The sequence below is a fragment of the Sphingomonas sp. UBA978 genome (assembly GCF_002292295.1).
In the GTDB taxonomy this organism is placed as follows: domain Bacteria; phylum Pseudomonadota; class Alphaproteobacteria; order Sphingomonadales; family Sphingomonadaceae; genus Sphingomonas.
In genome coordinates, this window is the sequence record NZ_DBBS01000021.1 from 145,128 (window position 1) to 166,681 (window position 21,554).

Sequence of the window (21,554 nt, forward strand, 5' to 3'; positions counted from 1 at the left end):
GACGAAATGTTGCCGTCTATTGATCCGCGGCGGCAAGTTCTTCGCCGTTGCGGGTCGCGAAGTGCAGCGGCATGTCGTCCGTCCCGCCCGACGCGACCAGCGCGAGGTCGCTGGCGCCCTGCATCAGCCCGTCCTCGATCTCCGGCTCATGCGCCTCCGCGGCAGCGACCGTCGCGGCAAGCAGGTTGCGCGCCTCGGCCTCGCCATAGGTCATGGCGAATGCGGTGTGGGCGATGGTGAAACATTCGTGATCGCTTGCCGGTGCCGCGCTCTGATGCTGGAGCGAGGCGCAGGCCGCGCCGAGTATGTAGCCGCGCGACCAGGCCGACCCCGTCGGTCCGTCGTGCGGCAACTCGCCGGCGGGCAGGTGCAATCGCTCGAACTGCGGCAGCAGCAGCGCGCCGAGCGGCGACCGCAGCGTCGCGGCCAGCGTCTTGCGCTTCGGCCGCTTCGGCGCGATCAGATGGTCGAGGACCCCCATCGGTCAGATTCCCTATCAATGTGCTGGCGACCGCTGTGCACGAACGAGGTTAACCGACGCCTAAGCGGGGGTGCCGCCGCCGCCGCGAGATCCGGCCCGCATCGCAATTCCTTCGCATCACCGCATCCTTCTTGTATAGCCGGTCGTATTTACCCCCCGGGATGAGGTGACGTTTTCCGTGTTCAAGGGCCTGAAGCCGATCGTGTACAATGGCCGTGAGGTCTGGCCGCTGGTCGAAGGGGGCAAGGGCGTCGCCGCGACCAACCACGCCTCCGCCGGCGCCTGGGCTGCCGCCGGAGGGATCGGTACGGTATCCGCCGTCAATGCCGACAGCTACGACCCCGACGGCAAGATCATCCCTCAGGTCTACAAGGCGCTGACCCGCCGCGAACGCCACGAGGAACTGGTCGAATATGCCATCGAAGGCGCCGTGCAGCAGGTGCAGCGCGCGCACGAGATTTCCGGCGGCAAGGGCGCGATCAACATCAACGTGCTGTGGGAGATGGGCGGGGCGCAGCGCATCCTGCACGGCGTGCTCGAGCGCACCCGGGGCATGGTGTCGGGCGTCACCTGCGGGGCGGGCATGCCGTACAAGCTGTCCGAGATCACCGCGTCCTACGGCGTGTCCTACCTGCCGATCGTATCCTCGGGCCGCGCCTTTCGCGCGCTGTGGAAGCGCGCCTATTCGAAGGCGGCGGACTGGCTGGCGGCGGTCGTTTACGAGGACCCATGGCTCGCCGGCGGGCATAACGGCCTGTCCAATGCCGAGGACCCGCTGAAGCCGCAGGATCCGTTCCCGCGCGTCGCCGAACTGCGCGCGGTGATGCGCGAGGGCGGCATTCCCGACACGACGCCGATCGTGATGGCGGGCGGCGTCTGGTATCTGCGCGACTGGAACGACTGGATCGACAATCCCGAGCTCGGCACGATCGCCTTCCAATATGGCACGCGGCCGCTGCTGACGCAGGAGAGCCCGATCCCGCAGGACTGGAAGGACCGGCTGACGCAGATCGAGGAAGGCGAGGTGCTGCTCCACCGCTTTTCGCCGACCGGTTTCTATTCGTCTGCGGTGCGCAATCCGTTCCTGCGCAACCTCGAGGCGCGTTCGGAACGCCAGATCGCCTTTTCGACGCAGGAGGCGGGGGACCACGTCTTCCAGCTCGACGTCGGCGTGAAGGGCAAGAATTTCTGGGTCACGCGCAACGACCTGCTACGCGCGCGCCAGTGGTTCGGCGAGGGCTATACCGACGCGCTGAAGACGCCGGACAATACGCTGGTGTTCGTCTCGCCGACCGAGAAGGGCATCATCCGCAAGGATCAGGCGGATTGCATGGGCTGTCTGTCGCAATGCTCCTTCTCGAGCTGGGCGGATACCGAAACCAATTCGACCGGGCGGCTCGCCGATCCGCGCAGCTTCTGTATCCAGAAGACGCTGCAGGACATCGCGCATGGTGGCGACGTCGACCAGAATTTGATGTTCGCCGGCCATGCTGCGTACAACTTCAAGCGCGACCCCTTCTATTCCAACGGCTTCGTGCCGAGCGTGAAGCAACTGGTCGATCGCATCCTGACGGGGGACTGAGTGTGGCGGCGGTCGCACCGCCGGCATACCGGCGTGACGCCGGTGATTGAGACGGGTGTCGCGACAGCGCTGACGGCGGTCGCTGCCGCGATGCGCGACGCCCGTGGTCCGTGGTGGGTGATCGGCAGTGCGGCGGTCGCGCTGCATGGCGTTGTGACCGATGTCGCGGATATTGATCTGCTGGTCGGCGAAGAGGATGCAGCGGATCTGGTGTCGCGATTGGGACTGAGTGCGGAGCGGCTGGATCCTCATCCGCTGTTCCGGTCCGGGATTTTCGCGCGCTGGCCTAGGCTAGACCGCACGGTCGAGATCATGGGGGGCTTTGCGATCTGCGAAGGCGGCGCGTGGCGACCGCTGGTTCCTGTCACTCGCATTGCTCTGGATGGCGTGTACGTGCCGGATCGCGAGGAACTGATGACGATCCTGTCCCGGTTCGGCCGGGCCAAGGATATCGAGCGCAGGCAGTTGCTCGCCGCGCTGTAGATGTACGGGAGCGCCGGGTTGAGGCGCTCGACGCTCCCGAACCTGGTCAGTCGGCGACGGTGCCGACCACCGCGCCACCGGTGCCGCCGATCGCGGCGCCCTTTTCGACGCTGCCACCGGTCGCTGCGGCGACGCCCGCACCACCCGCGGCACCGATCCCTGCGCCCTTCAGCGTCGAGCAGGCCGACAGGCTGACGGCAGAGGCGAGCAGAAGGGCGGTGGCGGCGATGGGCTTGATGGACATGGCTGAAATCCTTCGTTGCGGGGATGCGGAGGTAATGTCGCGGCGCAGCAAAGGTTTCCGTTCAGCAATCATTTATCACGAACAATGCGCGCGTTACGCCCAGCCTTCGAGCACCTGATCGGGCGGGCGGTGGCCGTCCGCCCACATGCGGATGTTCTGGATCACGCGCTCACCCGACGCCTGCCGCCCCTCCAGCGTCGCGCTTCCCATGTGCGGGGTCATCACGACGTTGTGCAGTGCGAGCAGCCGCGGATCGATGCGCGGTTCGTGCTCCCATACGTCGAGGCCCGCGCCGGCGAGGCGGCCGGCCTCCAGCGCGTCGACCAGCGCGCCCTCGTCGACAATGCCGCCGCGCGAGGTGTTGATGAGATAGACGTGGGGCCGCATCAGGCCGATGCGGCGGCGGTCGATCAGGTCGCGGCTGTCGGCGTTGAGCGGGGTATGGATGCTGACGATGTCCGCCGCCGCCAGCATCGCGTCGAGATCGGCGTGGAAGGTCGCGCCGAGCTCCGTCTCGACCACGGCGGGCAGGCGGTGGCGATTGTGATAATGGATCGACAGGCCGAACGCGCGGGCGCGGCGTGCCACCGCCTGGCCGATGCGGCCCATGCCCACGATGCCCAGTGCCTTGCCGCCGATACGATGGCCGAGCATGCCGCCCGGGCTCCAGCCGTGCCATTCGCCCGATCGCACCAGCTTCTCGCCCTCCGCCAGCCGGCGCGGGACGGAGACGATCAGCGCCATCGCCATGTCGGCGGTATCCTCGGTCAGCACGCCCGGCGTGTTGGTGACGATGATGCCACGCGCGCGTGCCGCCTTTAGCGCGATATGGTTCACGCCCGCGCCATAATTGGCGATCAGGCGTAGCCGCTCGCCGGCGCCGGCGATCAGCGCGGCGTCGATCTCGTCGGTGACGGTCGGCACCAGAACGTCGCAATCCGCCATCGCCGCGGCGAGCTGCGCGCGGGTCATCGGGGCGTCGCCCCGGTTGTTGGTGGTGTCGAACAGCGCCTCCAGCCTGTCCATCACCGTATCGGCGAGTTCGCGGGTCACGACGACCTTGGGGGTGCGGCGGGAATCTGACATGGCGCCACCGGCTTGGCGAAGCGCGCGGCGGGCGTCAACGGATCGTTGCCGTTCATCCGCGCCACGCTAGAGAGGACGAAGAGGAAAAGGACAGGAACGATGCGGTTTTGGGCTTTGGGCGCGATGGCCATCGCCGGGCTGGCGATGGTGACGGCGGATGACGCAGCGCGTGCCGCGGACGGCAAGAAGACGCTGCCCTATTACGCGTCGATCAACGCTGGCCGCGCGCGGATGCGCACCGGTCCCGACAAGACCTATCCCGCAAGCTGGCTGTACCAGCGTGCCGATCTGCCCGTGCGCGTGATCGCGACGTTCAAGCAGTGGCGCAAGGTGGAGGACCCCGACGGCACGCAGGGCTGGATGCTCGCCGCCTTGCTCAGCGAGCGGCGGACCGGGATCGTGCGGAGCGCGCAGCCGGTCGAGATGTATGCGCGCCCGTCGGCGGGGGCGAAGCTGTTGTGGCGGGCCGCGCCGGGCGTGGTCGGGCGCCTGTCGGAATGCGGCGGCGGCTGGTGCCGGCTCGACGTGAAGGGGCAGGCGGGCTTCGTCGAGGTTGCCGATTTGTGGGGCGTCGAAGGCGGCGAGCGGCTGCCGTAACATCGCGCGCCGCCTAACGGGATGTTAGGACCGCACCGCTACCGATCCGGCTCCCCATGCGAAGGCCGCCATCGTGACGCCGACCGAACCGCTGCAACTGCATCATAGCTGGCCCATGGTCGAGGTCGACCAGCGGTTCGATCTCGGCCGGCTGTCCGACGATCCGCGCGGCGCCGATGGCGAGGCCGCCCCACCGAACGCGACCCTGGGGCTGTGGGCGTGCGACCTTGCCGACAATCGTCTCAGCTGGTCGCGTGAGGTCTATCGGTTGTTCGGCCTGCCCGAGCATGTCGCGCCCGCACGCTGTACGACCGTCGCGCTCTATGCCGAGGCGTCGCGGGTGGCGATGGAGCGGCTGCGCGCGCATGCGATCCGCCATCGCCGCGGCTTCACGCTGGATGTCGCAGTCTTTCCGCATGATGCCGGCCAGCGCTGGCTGCGGTTGGTCGCCGCGCCGGTGTGCGAGGGCGGGCAGGTCGTCCGCCTGCCTGGCAGCAAGTCGGATGTCTCGCACCTCTATCGCCGCTGATTTACTGCATCAGCTCCACCGCCATCGCGGTCGCCTCGCCGCCGCCGATGCACAGCGACGCAAGGCCGCGCCTTTGTCCGGTCGTCTGCAGGGCCGACAGCAACGTCGCGAGGATGCGCGCACCGCTCGCGCCGATCGGGTGACCCAGCGCGCAGGCGCCGCCATGGACGTTGAGCCGTGCAGGGTCGATTCCGAGGTCGTGGATCGCGATCATCGACACTGCGGCGAACGCCTCGTTGACCTCGAACAGGTCGATGTCGTCGCGATCCCAGCCGGCGCGCTCCATCGCCTTGCGCATCGCGAACACCGGCGCGGTGGTGAACTTCGCCGGATCGTGCGCATGCCCGGCATGCGCGACGACGCGGGCGATCGGCGTCAAGCCCAGCCGTTCGGCGACGCTGGCACGCGTCATCACCAGCGCCGCGGCACCGTCGGAGATCGACGAGGCGTTGGCGGCGGTGATCGTGCCGTCGCGCGAAAAGGCGGGCTTCAGCGTCGGGATCTTGGCGACGTCGCCTTTGGCGGGCTGTTCGTCGAGTGAGACCGTGGTGCTGCCCTTGCGGCCCTTCACCTCGACCGCGACGATCTCGCGATCGAACGCGCCCGCTAGTTGCGCCTTTTGCGCGCGGTTGAGCGATTCGATCGCATAATCGTCCATCGCGGCGCGGGTGAACTGATAGTCGGCCGCGGTTTCCTCGGCGAAATTGCCCATCAGCTTGCCGGGTTCGTAGGCGTCCTCCAGCCCGTCGAGGTACATATGGTCGTACAGCGTGTCATGGCCGATGCGCGCGCCGGCGCGATGCTTCTTCGATAGATAGGGCGCGTTCGTCATGCTCTCCATGCCGCCGGCGACCAGCATCTCGACCGATCCGGCGGCGAGCGCGTCCGCGGCGAGGATCGCCGCCTGCATACCCGATCCGCACATCTTGTTGACCGTCGTCGCCTCGACATGCGTGCCGAGGCCCGCGCCGATCGCCGCCTGCCGCGCCGGCGCCTGGCCGAGGCCGGCAGGCAGGACGCAGCCCATGTAGATGCGCTCGATCGCTTCTGCCGAGGCGCCCGCGCGTTCGACCGCCGCCTTCACCGCGGCCGCGCCGAGTTCGGTCGCCGATGCGCCGGCGAGCGCGCCCTGAAACGAGCCCATCGGCGTGCGGGCATAGCCGAGGATGACGACGGGATCGGTGGACATGGGCTCTCCGGTATTTTGTGTTGCCAGCTATCTAGGATGCGGGGCAGGGCGGGGCAATGAGCGTGCCGGCCCGCATCTGTCCAGCATATGGCGAGCCCGGACGGATCGATCCGCGACCCCGCGCGCTGGGCGGTGATGGAAGAATTTATCGAGCCAGTACGGTGGTTTGCATCGATCAGCGGGATGATTGCCGCCGGCGTGGTCGCACTGGACTGGGGGCGTCGGGACACCGGCTGGGCGATGGTGCTGTTTTGCCTGTCGGCGGTGGCGTGGATTACCGGCGCGGTGCTGATGCGCGACTGGGCGCTGGGGTCGCAGAACATCGTGCTGCTCGGCATCGATCTGCTCGGCGTCTATCGCTATCTGATCCGCGAGCCCGACCCCGGCGAAGCCTGACATGAGCGCGGCCATCGTCTGGCCGCTCGCACTGGCCGTGCTGGGGACGATCTTCGGCAGTTTCATTGCCGCGCTGGTGATCCGCTGGCCGCAGGGGCGATCGGTGATGCGCGGGCGTTCCGCCTGCGACGGGTGCGGGCGGCCGCTGTGCGCGGGGGAGCTGGTGCCGTTGCTGAGCTTCGCCGTGCAGCACGGGCGCTGCCGGGGTTGCGGTGCCCGAATCGATCCGTGGCATGCGGGGATCGAGCTTGCCGCTTCGGCGATCGGCCTGGCCGCCGGCATCGTCGCACCCGATGCGGGCGGGATCGCCGGTGCTGTATTCGGCTGGCTGCTGCTCGCGCTGGCTGCGCTCGACGTCATCGCCTTCTGGCTGCCCGACCGGCTGACCGGCCTGCTCGCCGCGACCGGTCTGGCGGCGGGGGTGGCGGGGCTCGACCCGTCGCTCGTCGACCGGCTGATCGGCGGCATCGCCGGTTATGCGAGCCTCGCGCTGATCGCATGGGGCTACAAAGCAGCGCGCGGGCACGACGGCATGGGTGGCGGCGACCCCAAATTGTTCGGTGCGATCGGGCTCTGGCTCGGCTGGCGGATGTTGCCGGCGGTGCTGGTGATCGCCAGCCTGATCGGACTCGGCGTGGCGCTGTTCGCGCATCTGACCGGCCGGGGCGTCGCCCGCGATACCGCCCTGCCGTTCGGCGCGCTGCTGGCGGTGGCGGCTTACCCTGCGTGGCTCGCCATGATATCCCTCGCGCCATGATCGCGCTGTTGCTCGCCGTCGCGGCCCAGGCCGCCCCTGCCGCCCCGGTGTTGGGGGCGATCGGCCGCCAGCAGCTGCCCGACAAGGGCTGCGCCGCCTATCTGTGGAGCGCGACCGACCGTCAGCTGGTCGCGATGGCGACCGCCGACCCCGCGACGATCCGCATCGCGATCGGCGGCCGGACGATCGATCTTGCGCGCAGCGCCGGCGACGGGCCGGGCAAGCTCGGCTTTGCCGACGCCGCGGAATATCGCCGCGACGACATCACCGCGCGGTTGACGATGGATATCGTTCAGCAGGAGGGGCTGACCGCGGGCGCGAAGGTGCCGACCGGGTCGTTGCAGATCGACCGGCCCGGGCAGGACGGCATCGTCGTTCCCGTCGCCGGGCTGATCGGCTGCCGAGCATGACGATGGACGCGCTGCTGGCGGCGCAGCGCGCCGCCTTCATCGCCGAACTGCCGGTGACGCTTGCGGTACGCAAGGACCGCCTCAGGCGGGCGGCGGCGATGATCCGCGACCATGCCGTCCGCTTCTGCGACGCGCTGAGCGACGATTTCGGCCATCGCAGCCGCGACCAGTCGATGCTGACCGACATCGGCGGATCGATCGCGCCGATCGCGCATGCGCTGAAGAAGCTCGACGGCTGGGCGAAGCCGGAGAAGCGCGCGGTCCAGTTCCCGCTCGGCCTGCTCGGTGCGCGGGCCTGGGTCGAATATCAGCCCAAGGGGGTCGTCGGCGTGATCGCGCCGTGGAACTTCCCAGTCAACCTCGTGATGGGGCCGGTCGCGGGCGCCTTTGCGGCGGGGAATCGGGTGATGGTGAAGGCGAGCGAGTTTACTCCTGCGACCGCGGCTTTGTTCGAGGAGGTGGTCGGCAGCTATTTCGCGCCCGACGAACTCGCTTTCGTGTCCGGCGGGCCGGAGGTCGGCAAGGCGTTCGCCGCGCTGCCGTTCGACCATCTGCTGTTCACCGGCGCGACCGGGATCGGCCGCCACATCCTGCACGCCGCGGCGGACAATCTGACGCCGGTGACGCTCGAACTCGGCGGCAAGAGCCCGGCGATCATCGGCGCCGACGTCGACCTCGCCCGCGCCACCGAGCGAATCGCGCTCGGCAAGATGCTGAATGCCGGGCAGATCTGCCTCGCCCCCGATTACGTCCTCGTCCCCGCCGCACAGGAACGCGCGCTGGTCGACGGGCTGACGGCGGCGGCGAGCGCCATGTATCCGACGCTGCTCGCCAACCCCGATTACACCGCGATCATCAACGATCGCCATTACCAGCGGCTGACCGACTGGCTCGACGATGCCCGCGACAAGGGCGCGCGGATCGAGACGGTCAATCCCGCCAACGAGGATTTCGCCGGTTCCAACAGCCGCAAGATGCCGCTCCACATCGTTACCGATGTCACCGACGACATGGTGCTGATGCAGGAGGAGATTTTCGGGCCGATCCTGCCGGTCGTCCGCTACGACGGGATCGACGCGGTGATCGCACGCATCAACCGCGGTCCGCGCCCGCTCGGCCTCTATCATTTCGGCCGCGATGCCGACGAGCGCCGCCGCGTGCTCGACCGGACGATCTCGGGTGGGGTGACGCTGGACGACGTCCTCTTTCACGTCTCGATGGAGGACCTGCCGTTCGGCGGCGTCGGGCCATCGGGCATGGGCAGTTATCACGGCGTCGACGGGTTCCGGACCTTCAGCCACGCCAAGGCGGTCTTCAAACAGGCGCGGCTCGACGTCGCGAAGATCGCCGGGCTGAAACCGCCGTACGGCAAGGCGCTGGCGGCATCGGTAAAGCGGCAGATGAAGGCCTGATTCTGCCGACGACAGCATGTCGTACAAATAGGCCGCCTCCCATCCCGTTGATCGCCCACCGGAAATTCCGGCGGTTCCGACAAAAGTCCTCGCTGCGATGCAACCAAGATGCGGGCGGCGGCGTTATCGGCGTGCTTGGGGGTGGATTCGAACGCGAACGCTCTCGCAAAGGGGAACGAACACGCGTGCGAGTATCGACCGGACGACATTACTGGCTTGCCATGGCTCTGGTCGCCGCGGCCCCGGCTCATGGCCAATTCAACCAGCAGCAGGGCGTTGCACCTGCCCGCGGTCCTGACGCGCCCAAGGTCGAACGCGACAATGATGGCGTCCAGACGGGCGTCACCGACCCGAACGGCAACGCGCCGATCGTGCCCGACAGCGAATTCAATGCCGCTCTGCCGCCGCTGAGCGGTGATATCAACGCGCCGCTCGAACCGATGCCGGCAGAAGCCCCCGTCGTCCGGACGCCGCCGGCCCAGACGTCGACCCCAGGCGCGACCGTGGCGCAACAGCCGCTGGTCAACCCCGACGGGACGCTGCCGCCCGCCGCGGCGGAGAATCCGGAACTGGCGCAGCCGCTCCAGCCGCTCGGCACCTTCGATTCCGCGCCGCTGCAGACGGTGGCCGACGTCAAGGACGCCGACGCGCCGCAGATCCGCTACGACACCGAGCTCAAGGGGCTGGAGAAGCTCGACCTTGCCGCGCAGTTCAAATCGCTGTCGGCCCTGCAGGAAGGCGGCGGCAAGGCGGCCAATGCGACGCAGGTCGCCGCGCGGGCGCGCGAGGACGAGGCGCTGGCGGTGCGGCTGATGAAGTCGCTGGGCTATTATGACGGCACCGCGATTTCGATGGTCGAGACGGTGCCGAACGCCGATGCGACGAAGGCCGGTCGTCTGCGCGCGACGGTGACCGCGACGCCGGGCCGGCTCTACACGCTGTCGTCGGTCGCGATCGAGGCGCAGCCGGTGACCCCGCCGGACCTGCTCAGCCGCAACCTGCCGCTGCGCGTCGGCGATCCGATCGAGGCGGCGCGCATCCAGGGGGCGGAGGCGAACGTCAGCCTCGTCCTGCCGCAGCAGGGCTATCCCTTCGTCAAGCTCGGCGATCGCGATATCCTGCTCGACGACCAGTCGGAAAAGGCGACCGGCGCCTATACGCTGCCGGTCGATACCGGTCCGCGGTCCAGTTTCGGCAATCTCGTCACCACCGGCGACCCGGTGTTCGACCTGAAACATCTCAACGTCTTCCCGCGGTTCGACGCGGGCGACCTCTATGACAGCCGCAAGCGCGACGATTTGCGCGACGCGCTGGTCGCGACCGGTCTGTTCTCCAGCGTCTCGGTCGAGCCGCAGCGGACCGGCCGCACCAATGCCGACGGCACCGAGGCGGTCGACCTGCTCGTCCGCCAGAGCAAGGGGCCGGCGCGGACGCTGGCGGGCAGCGCCGGCTATTCGACCGGGCAGGGCTTCAAGGCCGAGGGCAGCTGGACGCACCGCAACCTGTTCCCGCCGGAGGGCGCGCTGATCGGCACGATCGTCGCCGGTACGCAGGAACAGGGCGCGTCCGGCACCTTCCGCCGCTCCAACGCCGGCCGGCGCGACAAGACGTTCACGGCGATCGCCAGCGCGGTCCACCAGAATTATGACGCCTTCGACGCCTTCACCGGCACGCTGTCGGCGCGCTGGAGCTATGTCTCGACACCGATCTGGCAGAAGCGATTCACCTATTATTACGGCGGCGAACTCGTCGGTACGAACGAGAGCGTCTACGATTTCACGGAAGGGCGGAACGTCCGCCGGACCTATGGCATCGTCGCGCTGCCGGGGCAGGTCGAATGGGACACGTCCGACAGCCTGCTCAACCCGACGCGCGGCTATCGCCTGCGCCTGAACGTCAGCCCGGAAGGTGCAGTGAGCGGCGGGTTCAAACCCTATGTCCGTACGCAGATCGAAGGCACGCTTTATTATCCCGTCTCGAACAGCCTGGTGATCGCGGGACGCGCGCGTGCCGCGTCGATCCAGGGCATCGCGCGCGACGACCTTGCGCCCTCGCGCCGCTATTATGGCGGCGGCGGCGGATCGGTGCGCGGCTATGGCTATCAGCGGCTCGGGCCGTTCGACCCCAACGGCGATCCCGTCGGCGGTCGCAGCCTCAACGAATTCGCGCTGGAGGCGCGCTACCGGTTCGGCAATTTCGGCATCGTGCCGTTCGTCGACGCCGGCAACAGCTATGAATCGAGCCTGCCCAAGGGGTCCGAACTGAAGTTCGGCGCCGGCATCGGCGGCCGCTTCTATACCAATTTCGGGCCGATGCGCATCGACGTGGCGACCCCGCTCAACCCGCGGCCCGGCGACGGCAAGGTCGCGCTTTACATTTCGATCGGGCAGGCATTCTGATGGCGCAGGATATGCCCGTGACCGAACCGACCGATGCCGCCGTCGTCGTCAGACGGCCGCTCTGGCAGCGTATCCTCAAATGGGTGCTGTTCCTCATCCTCGGCCTCGCGGTGCTGGTCGGCGTGGTGGTGCTGGGGATCAACACCGATCCCGGCCGCCGCTTCGTCGCCAACCGGATCGGCGGCTATACGACCGCATCCGGCCTCAACATCAAGGTCGGGCGGATCGATGGATCGCTCTATGGCCGGATGGTCCTGTCCGACGTGCGCGTCGCCGATCCCAAGGGCGTGTTCCTCACCAGCCCCCGGTTGAGCGTCGACTGGCGCCCGTTCGCGTTCGTGGACAATCACGTCGACGTGCGCGCGCTGTCGACCGAACTGGTCACGCTGGCGCGCCGGCCGGAACTGAAGCAGACGCCGAGCGATCCCAACGCGCCGCTGCTGCCCGATCTCGACATCGACGTGAACCGCCTGCACGTCGGCCGGCTGGTGCTGGCCAAGCCGGTGACCGGCGAGACGCATATCGTCCGCATCGACGGCGCGGTGCATATCGCCGATCGCCGCGCGCAGCTCGTCACCGATGCCGCCGCGCTGCGCGGTGCCGGTGTCGCCGGGGGCGATACGCTGCACCTGAAGCTCGACGCGGTGCCGGAGCGCAACCAGCTCGACATCGACATGAAGCTGAACGCGCCGGTCGGCGGCGTCGTCGCCACCATGGGGGCGCTCAAGGCACCGCTGACCGCGACCGTCGACGGGCGCGGCAGCTGGCAGGCTTGGCAGGGCAAGGCACGCGCCACGCTGGGCGGCCGGCAACTCGCCGACCTCGACGTGACCGCACGCAACGGGCGCATCGCCGTGCGCGGCTTCGCGACGCCCGGCCTGTATCTGCAGGGGCCGGTCGAGCGTCTGACCGCGCCGCGCCTCGACCTCGCGCTCGATACCACGCTCAACGACCGCAAGGCGGATACGCGGCTGACGCTGAAGTCCGATGCGCTGGCGGTGGATGCGGGCGGGCTGATCGACCTTGCCAACAACACGTTCGGCAATTTCGCAGTCAACGCGCGCCTGCTCACCCCCGGGGCGATCGCGCCCAACCTGCGCGGCCGCGACGTGATGGCGCGCGTCGTGCTCGACGGGGCGTTCGCGACGCCGACGGTCGATTACAAGATCAACGCCGCGGCGATCGGCTTCGGCACGACGACGGTCGAAAATGTCTATGCCGAGGGCCTCGCCCGCGTGAACGCCGACCGCATCCTGGTGCCGGTCAAGGCCCGCGCGCGTCGCATCACCGGCCTCAACGCCGCGGTCGGCGGGCTGGCGAACAACGTCCGGATCGAGGGCGACTTCGCCATTTCGATGCCTAACATCCTGTCGGACAACCTCCGCATCCGCTCGGACAATATCGACGCGACTGCGATCGTCGTCGCGAACACGCAGACCGGCCGCTACACCGGTGCGCTGAAGGGGCGGGTCAACAACTACCGGCTGGAGAGCATCGGCATCCTCGACCTGTCGACCGACGCCAAGCTGGTGCCGGGCGCCAATGGCGGCTTCGGCATCACCGGCCGCGTCGTCGCGCAGACGAAGCAGCTGTTCAACAGCGGCGTGCGCGATTTCCTGGGCGGGAATGCGATCGTCCGCAGCGACATCGGCTACAGCCCCGAGGGCATCGTCACCTTCCGCAACCTGCGGATGAACGCGCCGCAGTTCCGCATCACGCGCGGCGAAGGGCGCTTCAACCCGGCGAACGGCGGCGTGCTGGTCAATGCCGACGCCTATTCGACGCAATACGGGCCCCTATCCGCACGCGTCACCGGCAGCGCGGATGCGCCGGTCGTCGTGCTGCGGGCGGCGCGTCCCGGCGTCGGCATCGGCCTCGTCGATCTCAACGCGCGCGTCGTCGGGCGGGGCGGGGCCTATGCCGTCACCGCAACCGGCGGCACCGATTACGGGCCATTCACCGCGGACGTGCTCGTGCGTCCGAGCCCGCAGCTGACCGTCGACGTCAATCGCGTCGTGCTCGCCGGCATCACCGCGCGCGGTCGCGTCGCGGCGACCGCCGCGGGACCGTTCGCCGGGTCGCTGCAATTCGCCGGTCGCGGCGTCAGCGGCAACGTCCGCCTCGGCAATCAGGGCGGCTACCAGCGCGCGGACGTCGCGGCGCGGGCCTATAACGCCAGCATCCCGGGCATCGCCGATTTCACCATCGGCCGGGCGATCGTGAATGCGAACGTCGTCATGTTCCCCAAGGCGCCGCAGGTGATCGCCGACGTGCAGGTCGCCGACACGCGCTACAATGCGTTCGTCATCCAGGCGATGCGCGCCAAGGTGAACTATGTCGGCGGTCGCGGCACCGCGCAGGCGCTGCTGACCGGATCGAGCGGCGTGCCGCTGCGGATCGCGCTCAATGCGCAGCTGTCGCCGGGCAATTACCTCGTCGCGGCGCAGGGGCAGGCGAACAACATCCCGTTCCGCACCGTCAATCCGGCCCGCATCACCGCGTCGGGCAATGCCTATCGCCTCGCCGCGACGCGGATCGATTTCGGGCAGGGACCGACCGCCGGTTCGACTCGCATCGCCGGATCGTTCGGCGGCGGCGTCACCGCGGCGCAGGCCCGGCTCGATCGGCTCAACCTGTCGATGCTGTCGGCGTTCGTGCCGAACCTCGGCCTGTCGGGCGCGGTCACCGGCAGCCTCGACTATCGCCAGCAGGGCAGCGCCATTCCCGCCGCCGATGCGCGGATGACGATCGCCGGTTTCCAGCGCACCGGCCTTGCCGCGGTGTCGGAGCCGGTCGACGTGCAGTTCGTCGGTCGCCTGGTGCCCGATGGCGGCGAGGCGCGGGCGCTGGTCAAGCGTGGGCCGAACACGATCGGCCGCATGCTCGCGACACTGCGGCCGCTGCCGCCGGGCGCCGGATCGTGGACGACGCGTCTGATGCAGGCGCCGCTGTCCGGTGGCATCCGCTACAACGGTCCGTCGGGGGTGCTGTTCAGCCTCGCCGCGCTGCCCGAGCAGCAGCTGACCGGGGCGATCGCGGTCGCGGCGGACTTTTCCGGCCGGGTCGCGGCACCGCGGCTCAACGGGCTGATCCGGGCGGACAACCTCACCTATGACAACGAGACCTTCGGGACGCGCCTGTCGCAGATGAAGATCGCGGCCCGTTTCACCAACGACCGGCTCGACCTGACCAGCCTGACCGCACGTGCGGGCAAGGGCAGCGTACAGGCGCAGGGCAGCGTCGGGCTGGCGGCGGACAGCGGCTTCCCGATCGACCTGCGCGCCAAGTTCGACAATGCGCAGCTCGCCAAGAGCGACGCGCTGGCGGCGACGACCTCGGGCGACATCCGCTTCACCTACGGACGCGACGGCGGGCTGCTGCAGGGCAACCTCAACGTGCCCGAGGCGCGCTACCAGATCATCCGCCAGGGTTCGGCGGAGGTTCCGGAACTGACCGGTATCCGGCGCAGGAGCCAGCTGGTCACCCCGCGCCCGACCGACCGGGCGAAGCCGGCACCGGTTAGCGTGATCCGGCTCGACCTGACGGTGCGTGCGGAAAACCAGCTGTTCGTGTCCGGCATGGGCCTCGAATCGGAATGGGAGATGAACCTGAAGGTCGGCGGCACTTCGGCGGCGCCGGTCATCACCGGCGGGCTGGACCTGGTGCGCGGCACCTATTCCTTCGCCGGCAAGCGCTTCGAGGTGACGCGCGGCACGATCCGCTTCCGCGGCGGCCAGCTGACCGACCCGGATATCAACATCCAGGCATCGACCACGGTCAACGGCATCACCGCCCTGATCGCGGTCACCGGCACCGGCCAGCGCCCGCAGATCGCCTTCACCTCGACGCCGGCGCTGCCGCAGGACGAGGTGCTCAGCCGCCTGCTGTTCGGGACCAATCCGGAAAATCTGTCGGCGACCGAGGCGATCCAGCTGGCGAGCGCGCTCAATTCGCTGCGCGGGTCCGGCGGCGGCGGGTTGAACCCGCTCGGCAAGCTGCGCTCGGCGACCGGGTTCGACCGCCTGCGGGTGCTGGGCGCCGACGAGGCGAGCGGGCGCGGCACCAGTCTGGCGGCGGGCAAGTACCTGACCGACGACATCTATGTCGAGATCGTCACCGACGCCCGCGGCTTTACCGCGACGCAGCTGGAGATCGCGCTGACGCGGGCGCTGAGCCTGCTCACCTCGACCGGTTCGGCGGGCGGGTCCGATGCGCGATTGAAATATTCGAAAGACTATTGAGGGCGATTAGGGTAGGCCTCTCCACCAAACCGAATAACGGGTATGGTGGAGGGGCCGATGGCCGAGCATGTCGACGTGGTCGTGGTGGGCGCCGGTATTTCGGGCGTGGGGCAGGGCTATCACCTGCAGACACGGTGCCCGGACCGCAGCTATGTGATCCTCGAGGGGCGGGCGGCGCTGGGAGGCACTTGGGACCTGTTTCGGTATCCGGGTATCCGATCCGACAGCGACATGCACACGCTCGGCTTCTCCTTCCATCCCTGGACGGCGGCCCGATCGATCGCGGACGGCCCGTCGATCCGCGCCTATGTCGAGGAGACGGCACGGACCTACGGCATCGACCGTCACATCCGCTTCCGCCACCACGTCACCAGTGCCGCCTGGTCGACCGAGGATGCGCGCTGGACGGTCGAGGTCATCGGCCCCGACGGTGAGCCGCTGACCTTCACCTGCAATTTCCTGTGCATGTGTTCGGGCTATTACAATTATGCCAAGGGCTACACGCCCGAATTCGCCGGCGCCGAGCGTTTCGGCGGCCGCATCGTGCACCCGCAATTGTGGCCCGAGGATCTGGACTATGACGGCAAGCGCGTCGTCGTGATCGGCAGCGGCGCGACCGCCGTGACGCTGGTGCCGGAAATGGCGAAGAAGGCCGCGCACGTCACCATGTTGCAGCGATCGCCGACCTATGTCGTTTCCCGTCCTGGGGAGGACAAGATCGCCAACTGGCTGCGCACCAAGCTGCCCGCCAAGGCGGCGTACGGCGTCACCCGCTGGAAGAACGTGCTGACCAGCATGGTCTTCTATCGTATCGCCAAGAAGCGGCCGGAGAAATTCAAGCAGCGCCTGATCGGCATGGTCCGCGACCATCTCGGCCCGGACTATGACGTCGATACGCATTTCACGCCGCGCTACAATCCGTGGGACCAGCGGCTGTGTCTCGTGCCGGACGCGGACCTGTTCGAAAGCCTCAAGCGGGGCGATGCGTCGGTGGTCACCGATACGATCGACGGTTTCACCGAAACCGGCATCCGCCTGCATTCGGGCGAGGAACTGCCTGCGGACGTCATCGTCACCGCGACCGGCCTGGAGCTGCAATTGCTCAGCGACGTGCGCTTCAGCACGGACGGCGTGCCGATCGACCTGTCCAAAGCGCTGCAATATAAGGGGATGATGTTCTCGGACGTGCCGAACCTCGCCTATACCTTCGGCTATACCAATGCTTCCTGGACGCTGAAGGCGGACTTGGTCGCGATGTACGTCTGCCGCCTGCTCAACACGATGAAGAAGCGCGGCTTGCGACAGGCGACGCCGCACAACAGCGATGCGAGCATGGCGACCGAGCCGTTCGTCGATTTCAGCTCGGGCTATATCCAGCGCGCCGAACATACGCTGCCCAAGCAGGGCGCGCGCAAGCCGTGGAAGCTCAACCAGAATTATGCGCTGGACGTACTGGCGCTGCGGCTGGGGTCGGTGGACGACGATATGGTGTTCGGGAATCCGGCACCGAGGTCGGGGCGGTTGGCGGCTTAAGTCCTGTATCGGGGCATGTAGCGTCCCCGATTCGCCTGACCGCATTCAGTCAGAGATCAGCGCAATCGACCAGCCGTTCGGCTGCGTCGGAGCCCCTGTCACGCCAGCGAGACCATCGGGATATGGTTCCGCATGGGTCCGCACGGGCGCGTGCCGCGTCATCGTCGCGGGCTGAAAACCGCACTTTTGCGAAGAATTCCGGCTCGGCCCCCTTCAGCGGAGTCACGCGACTCACGCGTCAAAGCGACCGAGCCGGGATCGATGTCACCAGGGCTTGATGTTGATCGAGATGGCGGCGAGCACCAGAGCGAAAAGAACCGACATGCTTATCTCCCTATTTGGCACCTTTAGGATGCGTGCCAACGTTAACAGAAAATTAAGCATTTTCCAATCGCATTCCCGGGAGGGGCCCTGTCAGGGGGAGTTAATGCATTCTTCAACACTCGGGCTTAGTCGGAATGGGTCATGACCGTCGCGCAACGCCCGGAAACCGTGGATAAGTCCGCCTCTCAGGCCCGGGGAGAAACCGCGCAGGTGGCGACGGACGCATGGCGGTTTCACGTGCTGCTCGAGATCGCGAACTTTACGGATCTGCGCCGTCGCCTTGGCTGCCAGCGCGCGGACCTGCTCGTCGGGCTGATATCGGACCGAATCGGGAGGGTGGCTCCGGTCGCGAGCATCGCGCCCATCGGACGGACGCAGATTGCCTGCGCATTTCGCGATGCCCGACCGGATGCGGCCGACACGATCATCACTGCGATCAAGGCGGCCTGCGCGCGGCCGTTTGTGATCGACGATCAGAACGTCATCGTCATGATAACGTCGGGCGCAGCCAGTGCGCCCACATCCAATGTCGACGAAGTGGCGATGGTGGAACAGGCGGAGGTGGCTCTGGCCGAGGCGCGTGCGGGATATCGCGCGGTGACGCATGCGCTCCCTCCACGCACCATGCCGGATGTGCTGCAACTGGCGAGCGAACTGGCGATCGCGATCGACGACGAACAACTCGTGCTACATTACCAGCCGAAGGTGCATGTACGCCGGCAGGAGATCACCAGTGCCGAAGCATTGGTGCGCTGGCGTCATCCGACGCGCGGGCTGGTCATGCCCAACGACTTCATTCCTATCGCGGAAGAATGCAATCTGATCGGTCGGATGACGTTGTGGACTATACGTCAGGCCATTGAAGATCAGCGCAAGCTCGCCGCGCGGGGGCATCAGCTGCGGCTGTTCATCAATATCGCCGGGCAACTGCTTGGCGATGCGGCGTTTGTGCGTGAGGCGTGCGACCTCGTCGGCGGCAGCGATGCCAAGCTGGGGTTCGAGATCACCGAAACCTCGGTCATTCGCGATCCGGCCGGCGCGATCGCCAACCTCAACATCTTCGCCGACTTCGGCATCACCATCGCGATCGACGATTACGGCGCCGGCCTGTCGTCGCTCGCCTATCTCAAGCAATTGCCCGCACGCGAGCTGAAGATCGACAAATTGTTCGTGACGCAGCTGACCAGCTCCAACCGCGATCCGCTGATCGTGCGGTCGACCATCGATCTCGCACACGCGCTGGAGATGGAAGTGGTCGCCGAGGGCGTGGAGACGCATGCGGCGCTCGCGCTGCTGACGGTGATGGGCTGCGACATGGTGCAGGGGTTCCTCATCAGCCGCCCTGTCGTGCTCGAATCGCTGTTCCAGTATCTGGAGGAAGGGCGCCATCGCGCGCCGACGCCCGACCCGCTTGCCGCATTCGCAGGTTTCGCCACGCCACGCCGCATGGCCTGAACGATGGCGTTGCGCATGGTGATGTTCGTGTGCGCCCTGCTGCTGATGCCGGCGGGGGCCGCTGCGCTGGACAGTCGGACCGCCGCGTTCGATGCCCTGATCGCCGATGCGAAGGCGGCGATGCTGACCGACCCGCGCGAAGCGGAGACCAAGGCGCATGCCGCCGAGCGTCTGGCGGATAGCCAGCCGCCGACGCGCGGGCATGCCGTGCAACGCGCGACGGCGATGTGGCTGCGGGGCGAAGCGCTGTCCCGGCTGAACGATCTGGCGCGTGCCGAGCCGCTGATTACCGGTGCGGTCGAACTGACGTCGCGCGTCGCACCCGGGTCGAATCTGCAGGGCGACGCCTTGCTGGCGAGCGGGTGGATCAACACCGCGCAGGGCGATGTCGCGGCGGCGCTCAGCGCCTATCAACGCGGCTATGCGATCTTTCGTGCGTTGGGCGAAACGCGCAGTCAGGCGAAGGCGCTCCAGTCGATCGGCTCGCTCTATGCCGATGCGAACGACTATGCGAACGCGCTGCGCTATTACGGGCAGGCGCTCGAAGCGTACAAAGCCGATCCGATGCTGGCGATGACGCTGTACAACAATCGCGGCAATGCCTTCAAAGACCTCAAGCGCTATCGCGACGCCGAGGCGCAGTTCCGTCAGGCGCTGGCACTGACGCAGGAGATGGGCAGCCCGTTGCTGCGCATCGTCGTGCTCGCCAATATCGCGGAGGCGCGTCTGCTCGGCCGCGACGTCGCGGGTGCCCAGCAGGCGATCGACGAGGGATTGCGGCTGGCCGAGCGGGGCGAGGCGGCGTCGTATCGCAAGTTCCTGATCGGCCTCGCCGCGCAGGCAGCCTATCAGCGCGGCGATCCGCGCCGTGCCGCGGCCCTGATCGGCGAGCGGTTCGCCGGCGAGGATCTGGACCGTACGACCCTGATCGACCGGACCGCCCATCAGAGCGCCTACACCATCTACAACGCGACCGGCGCGCACGACCTTGCGCTCCGGCATCTGGTCGCGTTGAAACGGCTCGACGACGAGGCGACGACGCTGGCGCGGTCGACGGGGGCGGCGCTGATGGCGGCGCGGTTCGATTTCGCCAATCAGGAACTCAAGATCGCCAATCTGCAGCGCGACGAGGCGCGGCGGAACGTGGCGTACGAACAGACGCGGGCGCGGACGCAGCGCAACATCTTCCTCGGCGTCGCGGCGGCGGCGGTGCTGATCGTGGCGATGCTCGCCTTCGGCCTCGTCACGCTGCGCCGCAGCCGCAACAAGGTGCGTGCGGCCAACGCTGACCTCGCCGTGACCAACACCGCGCTCGGCAAGGCGCTGGCGGCGAAGACGGAGTTCCTCGCGACCACCAGCCACGAGATCCGCACGCCGCTGAACGGCATCCTCGGCATGACGCAGGTGATGCTCGCCGATCAGGGCGTGGCGGGGGCGACGCGCGACCGGCTGACCGTGGTGCACAGCGCGGGCGTGACGATGCGCGCGCTGGTCGACGACATCCTCGATGTCGCCAAGATGGAGACGGGCAATCTGGTGATCGAGGCGGCACCGTTCGACCTCGATGCGATGCTGCGCGATTCGACGCGGCTGTGGGACGATCAGGCGCGCGCCAAGGGGCTGACCTTCGCGCGCGATCTGGACGATTGCCCGGGCATGATCGTCGGCGATGCGGTGCGGCTGCGGCAGGTGGTGTTCAATTTGATGTCGAACGCATTGAAGTTCACCGCAACCGGCGGGGTGTCGCTGAGCGTCGCCGCCACCAGGGACGACCGGCTGCACATCGTCATCGCCGATACCGGCGTCGGCATCGCGCCCGACAAATGCGAGGAGATCTTCGAATCGTTCCGTCAGGCCGACACCAGCACGACGCGCCAGTTCGGCGGCACCGGACTGGGCCTGTCGATCTGCCGCAACCTCGCGCGCGCGATGGGCGGCGACGTTACCGTATCGAGCGCGCCCGGCGCCGGATCGCGCTTCACGGTCGACCTGCCGCTGGTGCTCGCCCCCGCGGTCGATGCCGAGAGCGCCGGGGCAGCGCCGACGCCGGCGCTGCTGATCGTCGATCGCAGTCCGATCACCCGCAGCATGCTGAAGACGCTGCTGGCGCCGCATGCCGGGGAGATTGCGCTGGCGGCATCGCTGGACGATGCCCTGCCGATCCTCGCTCGCGGCGGCGTCGAGCGCATTCTGATCGACGCCGCGGTCCTGTCGGCGACCGGCGATGCCGTCATGGCGGCAGAACGGCTGGCACAGCAGGGCGGCGGCGCGGGGATCGTCATCCTGTGGCCCGCCGGCAGCGATCCTCATTGTGACGGTATCGCAACGACGCCGCGTTTTACTAACGTTATCAAACCGGTCAGCGGCGTGTCATTGGTCGCATCCTTATATGCGTCGGGTGACGACGCCCTTGTATCGCAGGCGGCATGAAGCGTA

17 protein-coding genes are annotated in these 21,554 nt (G+C 67.9%); 13 read left to right on the plus strand and 4 right to left on the minus strand.

Going from position 1 to position 21,554, the window contains the following annotated elements; all coding sequences use genetic code 11:
* Positions 1 to 16: 16 nt before the first annotated feature.
* Entirely contained in the window at positions 17 to 481 is a 465-nt protein-coding gene (locus tag B2515_RS15675; protein WP_293877928.1) for a hypothetical protein, read from the minus strand.
* Between the two features lie 178 nt (positions 482 to 659).
* Here B2515_RS15675 and B2515_RS15680 point away from each other — a divergent pair, with 178 nt between their 5' ends.
* Positions 660 to 2,063 carry an NAD(P)H-dependent flavin oxidoreductase gene (locus tag B2515_RS15680; protein ID WP_293878492.1) on the plus strand — a complete coding sequence of 468 codons (1,404 nt, stop codon included), beginning with the start codon at positions 660 to 662 and terminating at the stop codon, positions 2,061 to 2,063.
* Positions 2,064 to 2,096: 33 nt separating this feature from the next.
* Entirely contained in the window at positions 2,097 to 2,546 is a 450-nt protein-coding gene (locus B2515_RS15685) for a nucleotidyltransferase domain-containing protein (RefSeq protein WP_293877930.1), read from the plus strand.
* Positions 2,547 to 2,592: 46 nt separating this feature from the next.
* Here the strand turns inward: B2515_RS15685 and B2515_RS15690 are convergent, their stop codons facing one another.
* Complete coding sequence (locus tag B2515_RS15690; protein ID WP_293877931.1) at positions 2,593 to 2,790, minus strand: hypothetical protein; 198 nt, start codon at positions 2,788 to 2,790, stop codon at positions 2,593 to 2,595.
* 93 nt (positions 2,791 to 2,883) lie between these two features.
* Positions 2,884 to 3,876, minus strand: a complete 993-nt coding sequence (locus B2515_RS15695) for a 2-hydroxyacid dehydrogenase (protein WP_293877932.1) — start codon at positions 3,874 to 3,876, stop codon at positions 2,884 to 2,886.
* A 99-nt stretch (positions 3,877 to 3,975) separates the two neighbouring features.
* On the opposite strand from B2515_RS15695, the gene B2515_RS15700 reads away from it, so the two are divergent.
* Together B2515_RS15700 and B2515_RS15705 are read left to right on the plus strand one after the other, a co-directional pair.
* A complete protein-coding gene (locus B2515_RS15700; protein ID WP_414711412.1) occupies positions 3,976 to 4,473 on the plus strand; it encodes an SH3 domain-containing protein in 498 nt (165 codons plus the stop codon).
* A 73-nt stretch (positions 4,474 to 4,546) separates the two neighbouring features.
* On the plus strand, positions 4,547 to 5,002 hold the full coding sequence (locus B2515_RS15705; RefSeq protein WP_293877934.1) for a hypothetical protein: 456 nt from the start codon (positions 4,547 to 4,549) through the stop codon (positions 5,000 to 5,002).
* A 1-nt stretch (position 5,003) separates the two neighbouring features.
* On the opposite strand, the gene B2515_RS15710 is transcribed toward B2515_RS15705, so the two are convergent.
* Entirely contained in the window at positions 5,004 to 6,191 is a 1,188-nt protein-coding gene (locus tag B2515_RS15710) for an acetyl-CoA C-acyltransferase (protein WP_293877936.1), read from the minus strand.
* An 87-nt stretch (positions 6,192 to 6,278) separates the two neighbouring features.
* On the opposite strand from B2515_RS15710, the gene B2515_RS15715 reads away from it, so the two are divergent.
* The 9 genes from B2515_RS15715 (at position 6,279) to B2515_RS15755 (ending at position 21,548) form a co-directional block, all read left to right on the plus strand.
* Positions 6,279 to 6,587, plus strand: a complete 309-nt coding sequence (locus B2515_RS15715; RefSeq protein WP_293877938.1) for a hypothetical protein — start codon at positions 6,279 to 6,281, stop codon at positions 6,585 to 6,587.
* Between the two features lies 1 nt (position 6,588).
* Positions 6,589 to 7,344: a prepilin peptidase gene (locus B2515_RS15720; RefSeq protein WP_293877940.1), complete on the plus strand. Its 756-nt coding sequence runs from the start codon at positions 6,589 to 6,591 to the stop codon at positions 7,342 to 7,344.
* Positions 7,341 to 7,754, plus strand: coding sequence for a hypothetical protein (locus B2515_RS15725; protein WP_293877941.1), 414 nt, complete (start codon positions 7,341 to 7,343; stop codon positions 7,752 to 7,754). The genes B2515_RS15720 and B2515_RS15725 overlap by 4 nt, the downstream gene beginning before the upstream one ends.
* Positions 7,751 to 9,166 (plus strand): coniferyl aldehyde dehydrogenase, encoded by a 1,416-nt coding sequence (locus tag B2515_RS15730; protein WP_293877942.1) that lies wholly within the window; start codon positions 7,751 to 7,753, stop codon positions 9,164 to 9,166. Before B2515_RS15725 ends, B2515_RS15730 begins: the two co-directional genes overlap by 4 nt.
* A 221-nt stretch (positions 9,167 to 9,387) precedes the next feature.
* Entirely contained in the window at positions 9,388 to 11,565 is a 2,178-nt protein-coding gene (locus B2515_RS15735) for an autotransporter assembly complex protein TamA (RefSeq protein WP_293877944.1), read from the plus strand.
* Positions 11,565 to 15,806, plus strand: a complete 4,242-nt coding sequence (locus B2515_RS15740; RefSeq protein ID WP_293877946.1) for a translocation/assembly module TamB domain-containing protein — start codon at positions 11,565 to 11,567, stop codon at positions 15,804 to 15,806. The genes B2515_RS15735 and B2515_RS15740 overlap by 1 nt, the downstream gene beginning before the upstream one ends.
* Before the next feature lie 57 nt (positions 15,807 to 15,863).
* Positions 15,864 to 17,339, plus strand: a complete 1,476-nt coding sequence (locus tag B2515_RS15745; RefSeq protein WP_293877948.1) for a flavin-containing monooxygenase — start codon at positions 15,864 to 15,866, stop codon at positions 17,337 to 17,339.
* 465 nt (positions 17,340 to 17,804) lie between these two features.
* Positions 17,805 to 19,118 (plus strand): EAL domain-containing protein, encoded by a 1,314-nt coding sequence (locus B2515_RS15750; RefSeq protein WP_293877949.1) that lies wholly within the window; start codon positions 17,805 to 17,807, stop codon positions 19,116 to 19,118.
* 15 nt (positions 19,119 to 19,133) lie between these two features.
* Positions 19,134 to 21,548 (plus strand): ATP-binding protein, encoded by a 2,415-nt coding sequence (locus B2515_RS15755; RefSeq protein ID WP_293877951.1) that lies wholly within the window; start codon positions 19,134 to 19,136, stop codon positions 21,546 to 21,548.
* Positions 21,549 to 21,554 lie beyond the last annotated feature (6 nt).

Excerpts from the sequence above, each read along its gene's own strand:
- B2515_RS15740 (WP_293877946.1), top strand. The coding sequence starts at position 11,565 with ATGGCGCAGGATATGCCCGTGACCGAACCGACCGATGCCGCCGTCGTC.
- B2515_RS15690 (WP_293877931.1), bottom strand. The coding sequence starts at position 2,790 with ATGTCCATCAAGCCCATCGCCGCCACCGCCCTTCTGCTCGCCTCTGCC.
- B2515_RS15725 (WP_293877941.1), top strand. The coding sequence starts at position 7,341 with ATGATCGCGCTGTTGCTCGCCGTCGCGGCCCAGGCCGCCCCTGCCGCC.
- B2515_RS15715 (WP_293877938.1), top strand. The coding sequence starts at position 6,279 with ATGGCGAGCCCGGACGGATCGATCCGCGACCCCGCGCGCTGGGCGGTG.
- B2515_RS15750 (WP_293877949.1), top strand. The coding sequence starts at position 17,805 with ATGACCGTCGCGCAACGCCCGGAAACCGTGGATAAGTCCGCCTCTCAG.
- B2515_RS15710 (WP_293877936.1), bottom strand. The coding sequence starts at position 6,191 with ATGTCCACCGATCCCGTCGTCATCCTCGGCTATGCCCGCACGCCGATG.
- B2515_RS15675 (WP_293877928.1), bottom strand. The coding sequence starts at position 481 with ATGGGGGTCCTCGACCATCTGATCGCGCCGAAGCGGCCGAAGCGCAAG.
- B2515_RS15720 (WP_293877940.1), top strand. The coding sequence starts at position 6,589 with ATGAGCGCGGCCATCGTCTGGCCGCTCGCACTGGCCGTGCTGGGGACG.
- B2515_RS15745 (WP_293877948.1), top strand. The coding sequence starts at position 15,864 with ATGGCCGAGCATGTCGACGTGGTCGTGGTGGGCGCCGGTATTTCGGGC.
- B2515_RS15700 (WP_414711412.1), top strand. The coding sequence starts at position 3,976 with ATGCGGTTTTGGGCTTTGGGCGCGATGGCCATCGCCGGGCTGGCGATG.
- B2515_RS15735 (WP_293877944.1), top strand. The coding sequence starts at position 9,388 with ATGGCTCTGGTCGCCGCGGCCCCGGCTCATGGCCAATTCAACCAGCAG.
- B2515_RS15730 (WP_293877942.1), top strand. The coding sequence starts at position 7,751 with ATGACGATGGACGCGCTGCTGGCGGCGCAGCGCGCCGCCTTCATCGCC.
- B2515_RS15695 (WP_293877932.1), bottom strand. The coding sequence starts at position 3,876 with ATGTCAGATTCCCGCCGCACCCCCAAGGTCGTCGTGACCCGCGAACTC.
- B2515_RS15755 (WP_293877951.1), top strand. The coding sequence starts at position 19,134 with ATGGTGATGTTCGTGTGCGCCCTGCTGCTGATGCCGGCGGGGGCCGCT.